At 70.4% G+C, this 16,054-nt stretch carries 16 protein-coding genes; 9 read left to right on the top strand and 7 right to left on the bottom strand.

The genetic code is table 11. From position 1 onward, the window contains the following. Position 1: 1 nt before the first annotated feature. The 3 genes from tpiA (at position 2) to ACNNMR_RS08875 (ending at position 1,572) form a co-directional block, all read left to right on the top strand. Entirely contained in the window at positions 2-778 is a 777-nt protein-coding gene (tpiA, locus tag ACNNMR_RS08885) for a triose-phosphate isomerase (protein ID WP_419993987.1), read from the top strand. A gap of 143 nt (positions 779-921) precedes the next feature. Next, positions 922-1,155 (top strand): preprotein translocase subunit SecG, encoded by a 234-nt coding sequence (gene secG, locus ACNNMR_RS08880; RefSeq protein WP_165242977.1) that lies wholly within the window; start codon positions 922-924, stop codon positions 1,153-1,155. Between the two features lie 81 nt (positions 1,156-1,236). Continuing rightward, the gene (locus ACNNMR_RS08875) at positions 1,237-1,572 is read left to right on the top strand and encodes an RNA polymerase-binding protein RbpA (protein ID WP_419993986.1); all 336 of its coding nucleotides are present in this window, start codon (positions 1,237-1,239) and stop codon (positions 1,570-1,572) included. A gap of 127 nt (positions 1,573-1,699) precedes the next feature. Here the strand turns inward: ACNNMR_RS08875 and ACNNMR_RS08870 are convergent, their stop codons facing one another. Next, positions 1,700-2,119: a DUF5959 family protein gene (locus ACNNMR_RS08870; RefSeq protein WP_419993985.1), complete on the bottom strand. Its 420-nt coding sequence runs from the start codon at positions 2,117-2,119 to the stop codon at positions 1,700-1,702. A gap of 131 nt (positions 2,120-2,250) precedes the next feature. Here ACNNMR_RS08870 and ACNNMR_RS08865 point away from each other — a divergent pair, with 131 nt between their 5' ends. From ACNNMR_RS08865 to ACNNMR_RS08840, 6 genes are all read left to right on the top strand, one after another. After that, positions 2,251-3,486 carry an MFS transporter gene (locus ACNNMR_RS08865; RefSeq protein WP_419993984.1) on the top strand — a complete coding sequence of 412 codons (1,236 nt, stop codon included), beginning with the start codon at positions 2,251-2,253 and terminating at the stop codon, positions 3,484-3,486. A gap of 9 nt (positions 3,487-3,495) precedes the next feature. Further along, complete coding sequence (gene pgi / locus ACNNMR_RS08860) at positions 3,496-5,151, top strand: glucose-6-phosphate isomerase (RefSeq protein WP_419993983.1); 1,656 nt, start codon at positions 3,496-3,498, stop codon at positions 5,149-5,151. 132 nt (positions 5,152-5,283) lie between these two features. Next, positions 5,284-6,390, top strand: a complete 1,107-nt coding sequence (locus tag ACNNMR_RS08855; RefSeq protein WP_419993982.1) for a PP2C family protein-serine/threonine phosphatase — start codon at positions 5,284-5,286, stop codon at positions 6,388-6,390. Positions 6,391-6,448: 58 nt separating this feature from the next. Next, on the top strand, positions 6,449-7,336 hold the full coding sequence (locus ACNNMR_RS08850; protein WP_420000300.1) for a MurR/RpiR family transcriptional regulator: 888 nt from the start codon (positions 6,449-6,451) through the stop codon (positions 7,334-7,336). Between the two features lie 53 nt (positions 7,337-7,389). Beyond that, positions 7,390-8,325 (top strand): N-acetylmuramic acid 6-phosphate etherase, encoded by a 936-nt coding sequence (murQ, locus tag ACNNMR_RS08845; RefSeq protein ID WP_419993981.1) that lies wholly within the window; start codon positions 7,390-7,392, stop codon positions 8,323-8,325. A gap of 44 nt (positions 8,326-8,369) precedes the next feature. After that, a complete protein-coding gene (locus ACNNMR_RS08840) occupies positions 8,370-9,911 on the top strand; it encodes a PTS transporter subunit EIIC (protein ID WP_419993980.1) in 1,542 nt (513 codons plus the stop codon). Positions 9,912-10,730: 819 nt separating this feature from the next. Here ACNNMR_RS08840 and ACNNMR_RS08835 read toward each other — a convergent pair. From ACNNMR_RS08835 to tal, 6 genes are read right to left on the bottom strand one after another with little or no spacing between them, the layout of a single operon-like run. Next, complete coding sequence (locus ACNNMR_RS08835; protein ID WP_419993979.1) at positions 10,731-10,865, bottom strand: hypothetical protein; 135 nt, start codon at positions 10,863-10,865, stop codon at positions 10,731-10,733. A 10-nt stretch (positions 10,866-10,875) separates the two neighbouring features. Next, positions 10,876-11,415, bottom strand: coding sequence for a hypothetical protein (locus tag ACNNMR_RS08830; RefSeq protein WP_419993978.1), 540 nt, complete (start codon positions 11,413-11,415; stop codon positions 10,876-10,878). Positions 11,416-11,471: 56 nt separating this feature from the next. Beyond that, a complete protein-coding gene (gene pgl / locus ACNNMR_RS08825) occupies positions 11,472-12,257 on the bottom strand; it encodes a 6-phosphogluconolactonase (protein WP_419993977.1) in 786 nt (261 codons plus the stop codon). Beyond that, entirely contained in the window at positions 12,254-13,375 is a 1,122-nt protein-coding gene (opcA, locus tag ACNNMR_RS08820; protein WP_419993976.1) for a glucose-6-phosphate dehydrogenase assembly protein OpcA, read from the bottom strand. Before opcA ends, pgl begins: the two co-directional genes overlap by 4 nt. Then, entirely contained in the window at positions 13,372-14,922 is a 1,551-nt protein-coding gene (gene zwf, locus ACNNMR_RS08815; RefSeq protein WP_419993975.1) for a glucose-6-phosphate dehydrogenase, read from the bottom strand. Before zwf ends, opcA begins: the two co-directional genes overlap by 4 nt. Positions 14,923-14,927: 5 nt before the next feature. Next, on the bottom strand, positions 14,928-16,046 hold the full coding sequence (tal, locus tag ACNNMR_RS08810) for a transaldolase (RefSeq protein ID WP_419993974.1): 1,119 nt from the start codon (positions 16,044-16,046) through the stop codon (positions 14,928-14,930). Positions 16,047-16,054 lie beyond the last annotated feature (8 nt).

Below are 16,054 nucleotides of genomic sequence, written 5' to 3'. Positions count from 1 at the left end.
CATGACTTCTCGTACGCCCATCATGGCGGGCAACTGGAAGATGAACCTCAACCACCTTGAGGCCATCGCACACGTCCAGAAGCTCGCCTTCGCCCTCGCCGACAAGGACTACGAGGCCGTAGAGGTCGTCGTCCTGCCGCCCTTCACCGACCTGCGGTCGGTGCAGACGCTGGTCGACGGCGACAAGCTGAAGATCAAGTACGGCGCCCAGGACGTGTCGGCGCACGACTCGGGCGCGTACACCGGCGAGATCGCCGGCCCGATGCTCTCGAAGCTGAAGTGCTCGTACGTGGTCATCGGCCACTCCGAGCGCCGCCAGTACCACGGCGAGGACGAGGCCGTCTGCAACGCCAAGGTGAAGGCCGCCTTCAAGCACGGCCTCGTCCCGATCCTGTGCGTGGGGGAGGGCCTGGACGTCCGCAAGGCGGGCGAGCAGGTCTCCCACACCCTCGCCCAGGTCGACGGCGCCCTGAAGGACATCCCGGCCGAGCAGGCCGAGACGATCGTCATCGCGTACGAGCCGGTGTGGGCGATCGGCACCGGCGAGGTCGCCACGCCGGAGGACGCGCAGGAGGTCTGCGGGGCGATTCGTGGCCGGCTGGCGGAGCTGTACAGCCAGGACCTCGCTGACGCGGTGCGGATCCAGTACGGCGGCTCGGTGAAGTCCGGGAATGTCGCCGCGATCATGGCGCAGCCGGATGTGGACGGGGCGCTGATCGGCGGGGCCGCGCTGGACGCCGACGAATTCGTCAAGATCGTCCGCTTCCGGGACCAGTAGGTCGGGTTCCTGTTCGGGTACTGGGGCCAGTAGGCAGTAGGCCCGCGGGCCCGGTACGTCGTACCCTGTCGGGGGCCGGTTTACGGAACGGCCCCCGTAAACTTTGATTCGAGCCGTCCGCCGTCCAGAGAGTTGGTCAGTCCGTGATCACCGCGTTTTCCATCGCCCTCATCGTCTTCAGCGGGCTGCTGATGCTGCTGGTGCTCATGCATAAGGGCAAGGGTGGCGGCCTCTCCGACATGTTCGGCGGCGGCATGCAGTCCTCGGTCGGCGGCTCTTCGGTCGCCGAGCGCAACCTCGACCGCATTACGGTCGTTGTCGGTCTGATCTGGTTCGCGATTATTGTCGTGCTCGGTCTGCTGATGAAGTTCGACTAGCGATACTGCGTCGCGCCGAACGGTACGTAGACTGAGGCGACTTCTCGAAGCAGCGAAGCACCGTCAGCAGGGAGTACGACCGTGGCAAGTGGCAACGCGATCCGGGGCAGCCGGGTCGGAGCGGGGCCGATGGGGGAGGCCGAGCGCGGCGAGTCCGCTCCGCGCCTGCGCATCTCCTTCTGGTGCTCGAATGGGCACGAGACCCGGCCCAGCTTCTCCAGCGACGCGCAGGTCCCGGAGACCTGGGACTGCCCCCGTTGCGGATTCCCGGCGGGCCAGGACCAGGACCACCCCCCGGACCCGCCGCGTACGGAGCCGTACAAGACGCACCTGGCGTATGTGCGCGAGCGCCGCAGCGACGAGGACGGCGAAGCGATCCTCGCGGAGGCGCTGGCAAAGCTCCGCGGCGAGATCTAATCCGCCCGGGGCCCCCGCCCCCGCCGCCCCCTTTCGCACCTTGGCCCGGCCTTTGCGCCGGGCCATGCGCATTTCGCGCGCGGGCGCCCGGGGCTGCGGGCGTCTGTGCCTCTGGGACGGTCCTCGGTCATGGGAAGGTCTCCCGGACCAGTTCAAGGCGTCGGTAGGCGTCGTCGAACCAGGCATCGACCAATGGGACGGTGACCGTCACCGTAGTCAGGGACATTGAGTGGTCTCTGATCGTGACCTGGCACCGGTCATCGTCCTCGTCGAGTGCGATGTACAGCCACGGACCGCGCTGCCCCTCGCGCCAGGCGATGTCCCCTCCCACGTCGAGGGTGTCCAGGGCCTGCTGCCACTGCCGCAGGTCGTCGGGGAAGATCCAGGTCTCGAGGGTGCCCCGGACGAAGGGCGTATCGACCAGGAACTCTCCGGCCAGGACATCGGCGTCGGTGGGACGCTCCTGCTCCTCCTTCCCGGTGATCCGGAGAATGACGCTGTTGCCATTGCCCTCCAGGCGGATCAGGTCGATCGGATCCTCAGCCATGGTTGCCCCTCCCAACTCGTGCATGCCGCCGAACACTAATCGTTGGCACGGGCTGCGGCGGGTGATCTGAGGGGGCCGGATAAGGCATCTGCCCGAGGTGGGCTGTCATAGCTCGCCGATAGCGTCCGCGCATGACATCCGACGTGGTCGACGAAGGGGCTGCCCGCGCAGCCGCGCTCGCCTGGCGGGGCGGGTTCGGGCGGCTCTTCGGGGCTGCCGTCCTGTCGCGCACCGGTGACGCCCTCCGGGGGGCCGCCATGCCGCTCCTCGCCGTCCAGCTCACCGACTCGCCCTTCCTCGTCTCCCTCGTGACCGCCTCCTTCTTCCTCCCCTGGCTCGTCTTCGGGCTCCTCGGCGGCGCCGTCGCCGATCGGGTCGATCAGCGCCGCGCCATGTGGGGTGTCGACGCCCTCCGTGGGCTGCTGATGGCGGCGTTCGCCGTCGCCGTGTGGCAGGGCGGGGCGACCATCTGGCTGCTCGCCGTCGTCGCCTTCGCGCTCACCTCGCTCCAGACCGTCTTCGACAATGCCGCCACCGCCCTGCTTCCCGCCGTCGTCGGCCGCGACCAGCTGGCCACCGCGAACGCCCGCCTGATGACCGGCCAGGAAGTCGCCATGCGGTTCATAGGCGCCCCCATCGTCCCCGTCCTGCTCGGGCTCGGCCTCGCCGCCCCGTACGCCGTCGACGCCGTCACCTTCCTCCTCGCCGCCGCCCTGGTCGCCACCGTCCCCGTGCCCGAGTCCGTACGGAAGCCGAAGCCGTCCGGGGCCTCCCTCCGGCGCGACATAGCCGAGGGGCTGCGCGTCGTGTGGCGGGACCACGTGCTGCGGAGCATCTGTCTCAGCAATGGGCTCTCCAGCATCGGCGTCGGCGCCCTCATCGCCACGCTCGTGCTGCATGTGACCGGCTGGCTGGGCGGGGGGAATGCGGCGTACGCGGCTGTGATCACCGCGTACGGCATCGGCTCCGTCGCCGGTGGCTTCGCCGCGGCGCGGATCACGGCCCGGCTAGGGCAGGTGCGAGTCCTCATCTACGGGGTCTGCGTCGAGGCCCTCGCCCTGCTCTGCCTCGGGCTGATACGGGAGCTCGCCGCCGCCGTCATCGCCCTCGCCGTCTTCGGCTTCCTCGGCATGGTCTGGAATGTCACCGAGGTGACGGCGATGCAGCAGCGCGCACCCGAAGGGATGACCGGCCGCGTCAGCGCCGCGTTCCGTACGCTCTCCGGTGGAGTGGCGCCGGCGGGCGCCCTCCTCGGCGGCGTCGTAGCCGAGTTGTGGGGGCTCAACGCCCCCGCCATCCTCGCCGCCGCCCTCCTGGCCGCCTGCGTGCTCACCCTCGTACCGGCGGCACGAACCGGGATGAATTAGGTTGGCCCCATGGCCGATACGAATGCACGCCCCAGGCTCGATCAGACCCCGCAGTGGCAGGCCCTCGCCAAGCACCGCGAGGAGTTCGGGGAGACTCATCTGCGCGAGCTCTTCGCCGCCGATCCCGAGCGCGCGGAACGCTATACCGTCCAGGTCGGCGACCTGTCGCTGGACTACTCGAAGCAGCTCGTCACCGACGACACGCTGCGGCTGCTGCGCGAGCTCGCCGCCGCGACCGGCGTCGCGGAGCTGCGGGACGCGATGTTCCGCGGCGACAAGATCAATATCACCGAGAACCGCGCCGTGCTGCACACCGCCCTGCGGGCGCCGCACGCCGAGGTGATCGACGTCGACGGCGAGAATGTCGTCGAGGGCGTGCACCAGGTGCTGACGAAGATGGCCACCTTCAGCGACCGGGTCAGGTCGGGGGAGTGGAAGGGGCACACCGGCAAGTCCATCAAGGCGGTCGTCAATATCGGCATTGGCGGGTCCGACCTCGGCCCGGCGATGGCGTACGAGGCGCTGCGGCCGTACACCGCACGCGATCTGACGTTCCGTTTCGTATCGAATGTCGACGGCGCCGACCTGCACGAGGCCGTACGGGACCTGGACCCCGAGACGACCCTCTTCATCATCGCCTCCAAGACCTTCACCACCATCGAGACGATTACGAACGCCACCGCGGCGAAGAAGTGGGTGCTCGACGGGCTCGGCGGCGCCGGCGACGAAGCCGTCGCCAAGCACTTTGTCGCCCTGTCGACCAATGGCGAGAAGGTCGCCGAGTTCGGTATCGACACGGCCAACATGTTCGAGTTCTGGGACTGGGTCGGCGGGCGGTATTCATACGACTCGGCCATCGGTCTCTCCCTGATGATCGCCATCGGGCCGGACCGCTTCCGCGAGATGCTCGCCGGATTCCGGCTGGTCGACGAGCACTTCAAGTCGGCGCCGCTGGAGGAGAACGCGCCGATGCTGCTGGGGCTGCTCGGCGTCTGGTACGGCGGCTTCTTCGACGCGCAGTCGCATGCGGTGCTGCCGTACAGCCACTACATGTCGAAATTCACCGCGTATCTGCAGCAGCTCGACATGGAGTCGAACGGCAAGTCCGTGGACCGGGAGGGGAATCCGGTGCACTGGCAGACGGGGCCGGTCGTCTGGGGGACGCCCGGCACGAATGGGCAGCATGCTTACTACCAGCTGCTGCACCAAGGTACGAAGATGATCCCCGCCGATCTCATCGGCTTTGCGCGGCCGATCGAGGAGCTGGGGGTGCTCAAGGACCAGCACGACCTCCTCATGGCGAATCTCTTCGCCCAGGGGCAGGCGCTGGCCTTCGGCAAGACGCGCGAGGAGGTCGAGGCCGAGGGGGTGGCGGCGGAGCAGGTGCCGCACCGCACCTTCCGCGGCAATCACCCGACCACCACCATCCTCGCCGCCGAGCTGACGCCTTCGGTGCTGGGGCAGTTGGTCGCGCTGTACGAGCACAAGGTCTTCGTGCAGGGTGCCATCTGGAACATCGACTCCTTCGACCAGTGGGGCGTCGAGCTGGGCAAGGTCCTCGCCAAGCGGGTCGAGCCCGCGCTGACGGAGGGGGCGGAGGTGCCGGGGCTCGATGCGTCGACCTCGGCGCTGGTCGCGCGGTATCGGGCGCTGCGGGGGCGCTAGGCGCTAGGCGCCAGGAGCTAGGCGCCAGGGGGCGTGGGGCGGCCTGCCCCATGCCCCCGTTCAGGTGGATCGCGCAGGTCAGGTGCCCTGTGCGGCACCCTTGCGGCCACATCCCGGCGGCAGCCTTGTCGCATGCCCACGACCCGGATGCCGCAACCCGGTGCCGACACCCCTGCCACACGGAACCGACGGCGTGAAGTCGCCCTGGGGCTCGCGCTGCTCGCCGCTGTCGTCGCCATCGACATGGCCATGGACAAGGACGTCACCATCTCGGCGGTCGTGGCCGTCATCCCCGCTTTGGTGGCCGTCAACGGCCGGGCCCGGTCCATCATCGGGGTGGGCGTGTTCGCCCTGGCGGTGGTGGTGCTGCTCGGCTGGTGGGACTACGACTCCGTCGAGCATGTGCTCTCGCACGTGGTCGCCGTCTTCGGCGCCACCGTCATCGGCATCGTCGTGCAGCGCCACCGGGTACGCCGCGAGCGGGTGCTCGCCGACGTACGGCAGGTGGCGGAGGCCACCCAGCGGGCGCTGCTCCGGCCGGTGCCGGCCTTCGTGCGGCCCGTCGAGATCGCGGCCCGGTACGTATCGGCCGCCGAGGAGGCGCTGATCGGCGGCGACCTTTATGACGTGCTCGGCACCCCGTGGGGCGTGCGGGCCATCATCGGGGACGTACGCGGCAAGGGGCTGCCCGCCGTCCGGGCCACCGCCACCACCCTCGGCATCTTCCGCGAGGCAGCCTTCGACGAGCCCCGGATGTGCCGCATCGCCGAGCGCATCGACCGGGCGTTGCAACGCGAGGGCGACGCCGAGGACTTCGTCACCGTCCTGCTGGTCGGCGTCGCCGCCGACGGGCGCTGCGAGCTGCTCAGTTACGGCCATCCGGCGCCGCTGCTGCGGGCTGCCGCAGGGGACGTACGCGAGGTGTGCATAGAGCACGATCCGCCGCTGGGACTCGGCGTCGTGGACGCCACCGGGCCGGACCGGCCCGCCGACGCGTGGCTCGCCCCCGGCGACGAGCTGCTGCTGGTCACGGACGGCATTCTGGAGGCGCGCGACGCCGCCGGGCACTTCTTCCCGCTCGCCGAGCGCTACGCCGGGCTGCCCGCCGGAGACCCGCCGCAGCTGGTGCTCGCCACCCTGTGGCAGCAGGTCCTCCGCCACACCGGCGGCCCGCCCGGCGACGACTCCGCGCTGGTCATCCTGCGTCGCGCCGGGGCGGAAGTCCCGGTCGATTCGTGACCAAAGCCACATTGCTCGCGGGCGGCTTTGAAAATATGTTTCAGGTGTGACCTCAATGATGACGGAAACCTTCAGCGGCCCGCTACCGGCCCGGATCCGGGCGCTCGCGCCCACCATGTCGCGTTCCCTGCAGCGCGTCGCCGAAGCCGTGGCGGAGGACCCCGCGGGGTGTGCGCTGCTGACCGTCACCGAGCTCGCCGAGCGTACCGGCACCAGCGAGGCCACCGTCGTCCGCACCGTCCGCGAGCTGGGTTACACCGGCTATCGCGCCTTCCGCCTCGCCCTGGCGGGCTATGCGGGCCAGCAGCAGGCCAGCGACTCGCCCGCCGTCACCGCGGACATCGCCGTCGGCGATCCGCTCACCGACGTGGTCGCCAAGCTCGCCGCCGACGAGCGGCAGACCCTCGCCGATACGGCCGCCGCGCTCGACATCTCGCAGCTCGACGCCGCCGTCACCGCCCTCGCCGGGGCCCGCCGTGTCGACATCTACGGCATCGGCGCCTCCGCCCTCGCAGGCCAGGACCTGGCGCAGAAGCTCCTCCGCATCGGCCTGGTCGCGCATGCCCACACCGACACCCACCTCGCCGTCACCACCGCCGTGCAGCTCAACCCCGACGACGTCGCCGTGGCCATCACCCACTCCGGCGCCACCGGCGAGGTCATCGAGTCGCTGCGGATCGCCGCCCGCCGCGGCGCCACCACGGTGGCCGTCACCAGCCGGCCCGGCAGCCCCGTCACGCACCACGCCGACCTCGTGCTCGCCACCACCGCGCCGCGCGAGAGCGAGCTGCGCCCCGCCGCGATGTCCAGCCGCACCAGCCAGCACTTCGTCGTCGACTGCCTGTTCACCGGCGTCGCGCAGCGCACCCACGACCGCGCGGCGCCCGCGCTGGCGGCCTCGTACGAGGCGCTGGTGCACCGGCGCGTACGACCCGAGGCCCACTGACCCTCGACCGCCCCCGACCCCCGCACAGCACCACCGGAAATGAGCCGCCGCACATGACCACCGCCACCCCGTCGGACTTTGACGACCTGCGCGCCCAGCTGGAGACGCTGACCACCGAGGCGTTCCGGCCCGAGCTCGCCGAGATCGACCAGCTGCCGACGCTGGAGATCGCCCGCCTGATGAACCGCGAGGACGCCACCGTCCCCGCCGCCGTCGAGAAGCAGCTGCCCAACATCGCGGCCGCCATCGACGGCGCCGCCGAGCGGATGGCCCGCGGCGGCCGGCTGATCTACCTCGGCGCCGGTACGGCCGGCCGGCTCGGCGTCCTCGACGCCAGCGAGTGCCCGCCCACCTTCAACACCACCCCCGAGCAGGTCGTCGGCAAGATCGCCGGTGGCCCCGCCGCCATGGTGACCGCCGTCGAGGGCGCGGAGGACAGCAAGGAGCTGGCCGCCGCAGACCTGGACGAGCTGGGCGTGGGCGCGGATGACGTCGTCGTCGGCATCTCCGCCTCGGGCCGCACCCCGTACGCGATCGGCGCCGTCGAGGAGGGCCGCCGCCGCGGCGCGCTCACCGTCGGCCTCTCCTGCAACGCCGGCTCCGAGCTCGCCGCGGCCGCTGACCACGGCATCGAGGTCGTCGTCGGCCCCGAGCTGCTGACCGGCTCCACGCGCCTCAAGGCCGGTACGGCCCAGAAGCTCGTGCTCAACATGATCTCGACCCTCACCATGATCCGGCTGGGCAAGACCTTCGGAAACCTGATGGTCGACGTCCGCGCCTCCAACGAGAAGCTGCGGGCCCGCTCCCGCCGCATCGTCGCCCTCGCCACCGGCGCCCCGGACGACGAGATCGAGGCCGCGCTCGCCGCGACCGGCGGCGAGGTCAAGAACGCCATCCTGTCCATCCTCGGCGGCGTCGACGGCGCCACCGCCGACCGACTCCTGACCGACAGCAACGGCCACCTTCGCGACGCCCTCCGCGCCGCCTAACCAGTACGTACGTCCCCGTACCACCAGCAAGAACAGGCACCGCCATGAGCACCAATGCAAACCGCGACATCGCCGTCGCGATCCTCCCCCTCGTGGGAGGCGCCGGCAATGTCACCTCTGTCGAGCACTGCATGACCCGGCTGCGGCTCGGTCTCCGTGACCGTTCGCTGGTCCAGGACGAGGCGCTCAAGGCGCTTCCCGACGTGATGGGAGTCGTCGAGGACGACACGTACCAGATCGTCCTCGGGCCGGGGAAGGTCGCCCGGGTGACCCCGGAGTTCCAGACCCTGGTCGACGAGCAGCGGCCCGCCGCCGAGGCGGCGCACGCCGTCACCGCCGACGAGCTGGCCGCGCAGGGCGCCGAGCTGCGGGCGGCGAACAAGGCGAAGAACGCGACCCCGTTCAAGCTCTTCCTGCGCCGCATCGCGAACATCTTCGTGCCGCTGATCCCGGCCCTGATCGGCTGCGGCATCATCGCGGGCCTCAACGGCCTGCTGACCAACCTCGGCTGGCTGCCGTCAGTGGTCCCGGCGCTGGCGGCGATGGCGTCGGGCTTCATGTCGCTGATCGCGGTCTTCGTCGGCATCAATACGGCCAAGGAGTTCGGCGGCACGCCGGTCCTGGGCGGTGCGGTGGCGGCCATCATCGTCTTCCCGGGCGTCGAGAACATCTCCGTCTTCGGCGAGAAGCTCGCTCCGGGGCAGGGCGGTGTGCTCGGCGCGCTGGCCGCCGCGGCGCTGGCGGCGTTCCTGGAAAAGCGCATCCGCCGCGTCGTGCCCGAGGCACTGGACGTGCTGGTCACGCCGACCCTCGTGGTGCTGCTGACCGGCCTGGTCACCATCTTCGGCCTGATGTTCGTGGCCGGCGAGGTCGCCACCGGCATCGGTCACGCCGCGAACTGGCTGCTGGACAACGGCGGCGCCTTCGCGGGCCTGCTGCTCGGCGGCTTCTTCCTGCCGCTGGTGATGATGGGCCTGCACCAGGCGCTGATCCCGATCCACACCACCCTGATCGAGCAGCAGGGCTTCACGGTGCTGCTGCCGATCCTGGCGATGGCGGGCGCGGGCCAGGTCGGCGCGGCGATCGCGGTCTACCTGAAGCTGAAGCGCAATGCGTCCATCCGCAAGACCATCCGCTCCGCCCTCCCGGCCGGGTTCCTGGGCGTCGGCGAGCCGCTGATCTACGGTGTCTCGCTGCCGCTGGGCCGCCCGTTCATCACGGCGTGCGCGGGTGGCGCGCTGGGCGGCGGGTTCGTCGGGATGTTCTCGATGATGGGCGACAAGGTCGGCTCGACGGCGATCGGCCCGTCCGGCTGGGCGCTCTTCCCGCTCCTCCAGGGCAACCACAGCCTGGGCGCCACGATCGCGATTTACGCGGGCGGGCTCCTGGTCGGGTACCTCGGCGGCTTCCTGATCACGTACTTCTTCGGCTTCAGCAAGGAGATGCTGGTGGAGCTGAACGCGGATCCGGATACGGCTCCCGAGGACGCCCCGGCGGCCGCTCCGGGGGACGCTCCGGCGGCGAAGGGGAAGACCGGCCCGGTCACCCCCGCGGAGACGCAGCCGGCGCTGCAGCACAGCTCCTGAAGACAGGAAATGCCCCCGCGGACTCGTGCGAGTCCGCGGGGGCATTTCTCGTGCTGCCTGCGCTACCTGGTGATCGTCTGGACTTCCTTCACGCTCCGGCGGGTCGTCCGGGTCGGCGGAGTCCGTCCAGGTCACGTCCCAGGTCAGGGAGGCCTGCAGCTGGTACTGCTCGTCCCGCGAGGACCTGCGGTACTTGATGTTGCAGCCGGCGTCCGCCGTGTCGAACTTGTAGCCGCCGCCCTTCTTCACCAGGTCGCACTCGCAGACGGCCGGGTCGGCGTACTTGGTGCCCGCCTCGATGCGCAGCTTCGACGGCGTGGCGATGGTGGTGGCCGCGATGTTGATGCCCTTGTTGTTGAGGGCGGCGGTCACCCAGACCCGGTCGAGCTCCTTCGCGAAGCCGGCCTGCGTTTCCAGGTTCACGACCTGGCGGTCGGCGTCCGGGCTGAGCTTGAGCGGCGGGGCCGGGAGCTTGGTCTTGTCGTACGCCAGCCCGGCCAGGATCTCCGGGTCGATGGCCGGCGTGTCCGGCGGCACCGGGTCCTGCTCGCCGATCCAGGTGTACGTGGGGAGGGCGCAGCCGTCGGTCACGTACTCCCCACGGTGCTCCAGCTTCCACCACAGGCCCTTGTCGCCCTTGTGGAATTTCTGCTCGAGAACGTTCGGCACCGCGCCGCGGGCCGCCGGGTCGGAGTGGAAGTTGTCGTAGACCCAGTCTTCCATTTCCTTCGGGTCGTTCCGCGGCTCGTACCAGCACTCCGGCGGTTCCCAGTTGCCGCCCAGCGGGGCCATCGTTGTGCCGCCGGAGCCCGGGTTGCTCTAGTTGTACTCCACCATCGAGCCGAGGTTGCCGTCCCCGCTGCTCGGAGTGCCCTGGCCTCTTCCGCTCCCGGCCCATGCCGCGGGAGCCGCTATCAGTGAGGCCGCCGTGAAGGCGATCACGACCCCCCCCATCGCTGCTTCTTCATCGCCGGCACGTCTTGGACTCCTCGCGGTCGACGTCCCGAATCATCTTCCAGGCGCCGTTCTTGTCCTTGCTCATCGTCGAGACGTGCTGGATGAAGTCGGACGGGCTCGGCTCCGTCTTGAGCACCTTGCCGGTGATGGTCTTGCCCTGCTTCTTGAACTTCGTGATCCCGGAGCTCCAGCCCACCAGCGCGTCGCCCTTGACGTACCGGTAGAGCAGCGGCAGTTCGGGATTGCCCTTGGCGAAGGCGAGCTGGATGGACTGGACCGCGTATCCGTGGTCGCGGAGCACCGCGGCGGCGGCCTTGTCGGTCGGAGTGGCGCTGTCGAGCTGAACCTTGACGTCGCGGGGGAAGTCGAATTCCGGCGCCTTCGGGTCCTGCTCGGCGCTCGGCGTCGCGGACGGTGACTTCTCGCCGTCACCGGCGCCTTTGATCTCGCCGGACTTGCCGCCCTCGTCGGACCCACCGCAGGCGGCCAGCAGCAATGCGGCGGCCAGCGCCGGGGCGGCGGTCTTTACGGCCTTCACCGAACTCATGGTGCGATCAGGAAGACCAGCCGCACCATGAGTAACAGCTACGCCATGAGTAACAGCTACGCCGACGCCGGCGGGTACAGCTGCGCCGGGAGGCCGGAGGCCGCCGCCCGGTCCAGGAGCCACAGGGTGCGGGAGCGGCCGTAGGCGCCCGCCGCCGGGGACTGGATCTCGCCCGCGCCGGACAGGGCGATCGTGACGGCCTTCGCCTTGTCCTCGCCCGCCGCCAGGAGCCAGACCTCCTTGGCCGCGCGGATCGCGGGGAGGGTCAGCGAGACCCGGGTCGGCGGGGGCTTCGGGGCGCCGTGGACGCCGACCACCGTGCGCTCGGTTTCCCGTACGCCCGGGTGCTCGGGGAACAGCGACGCCACGTGCGTGTCCGGGCCGACCCCCAGCAGCAGGACGTCGAAGGACGGGACCGGGCCGTGGTCCTCCGGGCGGGCGGCCGCGGCGAGTTCGGCCGCGTAGGCCGCCGCGGCGGCGTCCGCGTCATTGCCGTACGCGCCGCCCGACGCGGGCATTGCGTGCACCCGCGCCGGGTCGAGCGGGACCGCGTCCAGCAGGGCGTCGCGGGCCTGGGTGGCATTGCGGTCCGCGTCGCCCTCGGGGAGGAAGCGCTCGTCGCCCCACCAGAGGTCGAGCCGGTGCCAGTCCACCGCGTCGCGGGCGGGGGAGCCGGCGAGGGCTGCCAGGAGCCCATTGCCGTTCCGCCCGCCCGTGAGGACCACCGACGCGACGCCGCGGGCCGCCTGGGCGTCCACGATCTTCGTGATCAGCCGGGCGGCCGCGGCCTGCGCCATCAGGTCCTTGTCGCGATGGACCACGATCTGCGGTGCGATGGTCACTTGGCCGGGCCCTTGCCTGGTGCCTTCTTGGCGGCCTTCTTGGCAGCTGCCTTCTTGGCCGGAGCCGTCTTCTTGGCCGCGGCTTTCTTCACCGGAGCCGGAGCAGGCGCAGCAGCAGGTGCAGGTGCAGGTGCCGGTGGCGCGACCATCGTGGCCACCGCCCCATCCCCGCTCGTCTTCGGCACCGACCCCTGCGCCGCCAGCCGCTGCACCCCGAAGGACACCGCCTGCTCGTACGCCTCGTCCGGGTCCAGCCGCCGCAGCTCCTCCGCGATCAGCTCCGCCGTCGTGCGCCGCTGCAGCGCCACATGCCGGTCCGGCTGCCCGGGCACCGCCAGCTCCGCCAGGACGCCGTCCGAGCGGTCCAGGCAGATGACGCCGTCCTTGGTCATCAGCCGTACGGCCGTGATCCCGGGACCCGATGACACATCCCGCTCCACCGGCACCTCGAGCCGCTCCGCGAGCCACAGCGCCAGCAGCTCGGACGAGGGGTTGTACTCCTCGCCCTCCACCACCGCGCCGCTGATCGCCGAGTGCTTCTGGTCCAGCGCCGCGGCCAGCACGCTGCGCCACGGGGTGATCCGGGTCCAGGCGAGATCGGTGTCGCCCGGCGCGTACGTGTCCGCGCGGTGGTCGAGCGCACCCACCGGGTCCTCGGCGGCCGAGGCGTCGGTGATGCGGCGCGCGGCCAGCTGGCCGAGGAGGTCCTCGGACGGGTTGTCGGGGGCGTCCTCCGGCCACCAGACGACCACGGGGGCGTCCGGGAGCAGCAGCGGCAGCACCACGCTCTGCGCGTGGTTCGCCAGTTCGCCGTGCAGCCGCAGCAGGATCGTCTCGCCCGCTGCCGCCTCGCTGCCGACCCGCACCTCGGCGTCGAGCCGGGCGGTGGCCCGGTCGCGTGGGGTGCGGCCCGGCCGCTTGATGACGACGAGGATGCGGGACGGGTGCTCCTTGGAGGCCTGGCTCGCGGCCTTGAGGGCGTCGTAGTGATTGCCCTCGTCCGTCACGATGACCAGCGTGAGCACCATGCCGACGGCCGGCGAGCCGGCCGCCCTGCGGGCCTTGACCAGCGCCGAGTTGACCTTGCTCGACGTGGTGTCGGTGAGGTCGATGTTCATGGCCGCCGCCACACCCTTCCGTCTCGTGCGAGCATCTCGTCCGCGGCCTTCGGGCCCCAGGTGCCGGAGGTGTACGGCTCCGGCTTGGGCCCGGTCGCCCAGTAGTTCTCGATGGGGTCGAGGACGTCCCAGGAGAGCTCGACCTCCTTCGTCCGCGGGAAGAGGTTCGCGTCGCCGAGCAGCACGTCCAGGATGAGCCGCTCGTACGCCTCCGGGGACGACTCGGTGAAGGACTCGCCATAGGCGAAGTCCATCGTCACGTCCCGGACCTCCATGGAGGTGCCCGGCACCTTCGAGCCGAACCGCACCGTCACGCCCTCGTCCGGCTGCACCCGGATGACCAGCGCGTTCTGGCCCAGCTCCTGGGTGTCGGTGGTGTCGAAGGGCAGGTGCGGGGCGCGCTGGAAGACGACCGCGATCTCGGTGACCCGGCGGCCGAGGCGCTTGCCCGTACGCAGATAGAACGGGACGCCCGCCCAGCGGCGGTTGTCGACGTTCAGCCGGATCGCCGCGTACGTGTCGGTGCGGGAGTTCGGGTCGATGCCGTCCTCCTGCAGATAGCCGACGACCTGCTCGCCGCCCTGCCAGCCGGCCGCGTACTGGCCGAAGACGGTGTGCTTGCCGAGGTCCTCGGGCAGCTGCACCGACTGCAGCACCTTGATCTTCTCCCGTACGAGGGAGTCCGCGTCGAAGGAGGCGGGCTCCTCCATGGCGGTCAGCGCGAGCAGCTGGAGGAGGTGGTTCTGGATGACGTCGCGGGCGGCGCCGATGCCGTCGTAATAGCCGGCCCGGCCGCCGATGCCGATGTCCTCGGCCATGGTGATCTGCACGTGGTCCACGTACGACCGGTTCCACAGCGGCTCGAACATGGTGTTCGCGAAGCGCAGCGCCAGGATGTTCTGGACCGTCTCCTTGCCGAGGTAGTGGTCGATGCGGAAGACCTCTTGCGGCGCGAAGACCTTGTGCACGACCGCGTTGAGCTCCTGCGCGCTCTGAAGGTCATGGCCGAAGGGCTTCTCGATGACCGCGCGCCGCCAGCCGTCGCCGCCGGGGTCGGAGGAGAGGTTGTGCTCCTTGAGCTGCTCCACGACCTTGGGGAAGAACTTCGGGGGCACCGAGAGGTAGAAGGCGAAATTCCCGCCCGTGCCGCGCTTCTTGTTCAGGTCCTCGACGGTCTGCCGGAGCGTGTCGAAGGCCTTGTCGTCGTCGAAGTCGCCCTGGACGAAGCGGAAGCCCTCGGACAGCTGCTGCCACACCTCCTCGCGGAAGGGGGTGCGCGAGTGCTCCTTGACCGCGTCGTGCACGACCTGGGCGAAGTCCTCGTCCTCCCAGTCGCGGCGGGCGAAGCCGACGAGCGAGAAGCCCGGCGGCAGCAGCCCGCGGTTGGCGAGGTCGTAGACCGCGGGCATCAGCTTCTTGCGGGAGAGGTCGCCGGTGACTCCGAAGATCACCAGGCCCGACGGCCCCGCGATGCGCGGGAGCCGTCGGTCCTGGGCGTCACGCAGCGGATTCGCCCCCTGCGGGGAGTCACCACCGGTCTGTGGCACCTTGCTTACGCCCCCTTCGGGGTGAGCTTGTCCAGGGCGGCCTGAGTGGACTTCACCAGGTCGTTCCAGGAGTCCGCGAACTTCTCCACGCCCTCGTCCTCCAGCTTCTGCACGACGTCGTCGTACGAGATGCCGAGCTTGCCGAGCGCGTCGAGGACCTGCTGGGCCTCGGCGTAGGTGCCGCGGACCGTGTCGCCGGTGATCTCGCCGGAGTCCTCGGTGGCCTCCAGGGTCGCCTCCGGCATGGTGTTCACCGTGTTCGGCGCGACCAGGTCGTCGACGTACAGCGTCTTCTTGTACGCCGGGTCCTTCACGCCGGTGGACGCCCACAGCGGGCGCTGCTTGTTCGCGCCGTCCCGCTCCAGCGCCGCCCAGCGGTCGGAGCCGAAGACCTCCTCGTACGCCTGGTAGGCGAGGCGGGCGTTGGCGATCGCGGCCTTGCCGCGCAGCTCCTTGGCCTCGTCGCTGCCGAGCTTGTCGAGCAGCGGGTCGACCATGGTGTCCACGCGGGAGACGAAGAAGGACGCCACCGAGTGGATCTGCGACAGGTCCAGGCCCTTGGCCTTGGCCTTCTCCAGGCCGGCCAGGTAGGCGTCCATCACCTCGCGGTAGCGCTCCAGCGAGAAGATCAGGGTCACATTGACGCTGATGCCCTTGCCGATCACCTCGGTGATCGCCGGGAGGCCCGCCTTGGTGGCCGGGATCTTGATGAGCGTGTTCGGCCGGTCCACCAGCCAGGCCAGCTGCTTGGCCTCGGCGACCGTCGGCTGCGTCTTGTGCGCCAGCCGCGGGTCGACCTCGATGGAGACCCGGCCGTCGACGCCGTCGGTGGCGTCGTACACCGGGCGGAGAATGTCGGCCGCGTCCCGTACGTCCGCGGTGGTGATCATCCGCAGCGCCTCGTCGACCGTGACGCCGCGGGCGGCGAGGTCGGTGAGCTGCTCCTCATAGCCGTCCCCGGAGGAGATGGCCTTCTGGAAGATGGACGGGTTGGTGGTGACACCGACCACGTGGGACTGGTCGATGAGTTCCGCGAGATTGCCGGACGTGATGCGCTTGCGCGAGAGGTCGTCCAGCCAGATCGCGACGCCTTCGTCGGAGAGGCGCTTCAGTGCGTCTGTCATGGGGTCAG

This window comes from Streptomyces boninensis, from assembly GCF_048572725.1.
Taxonomy (GTDB): domain Bacteria; phylum Actinomycetota; class Actinomycetes; order Streptomycetales; family Streptomycetaceae; genus Streptomyces; species Streptomyces boninensis.
Note: the sequence above shows the minus strand (reverse complement) of the source record. Positions and strands in the feature narration are given on the sequence as shown.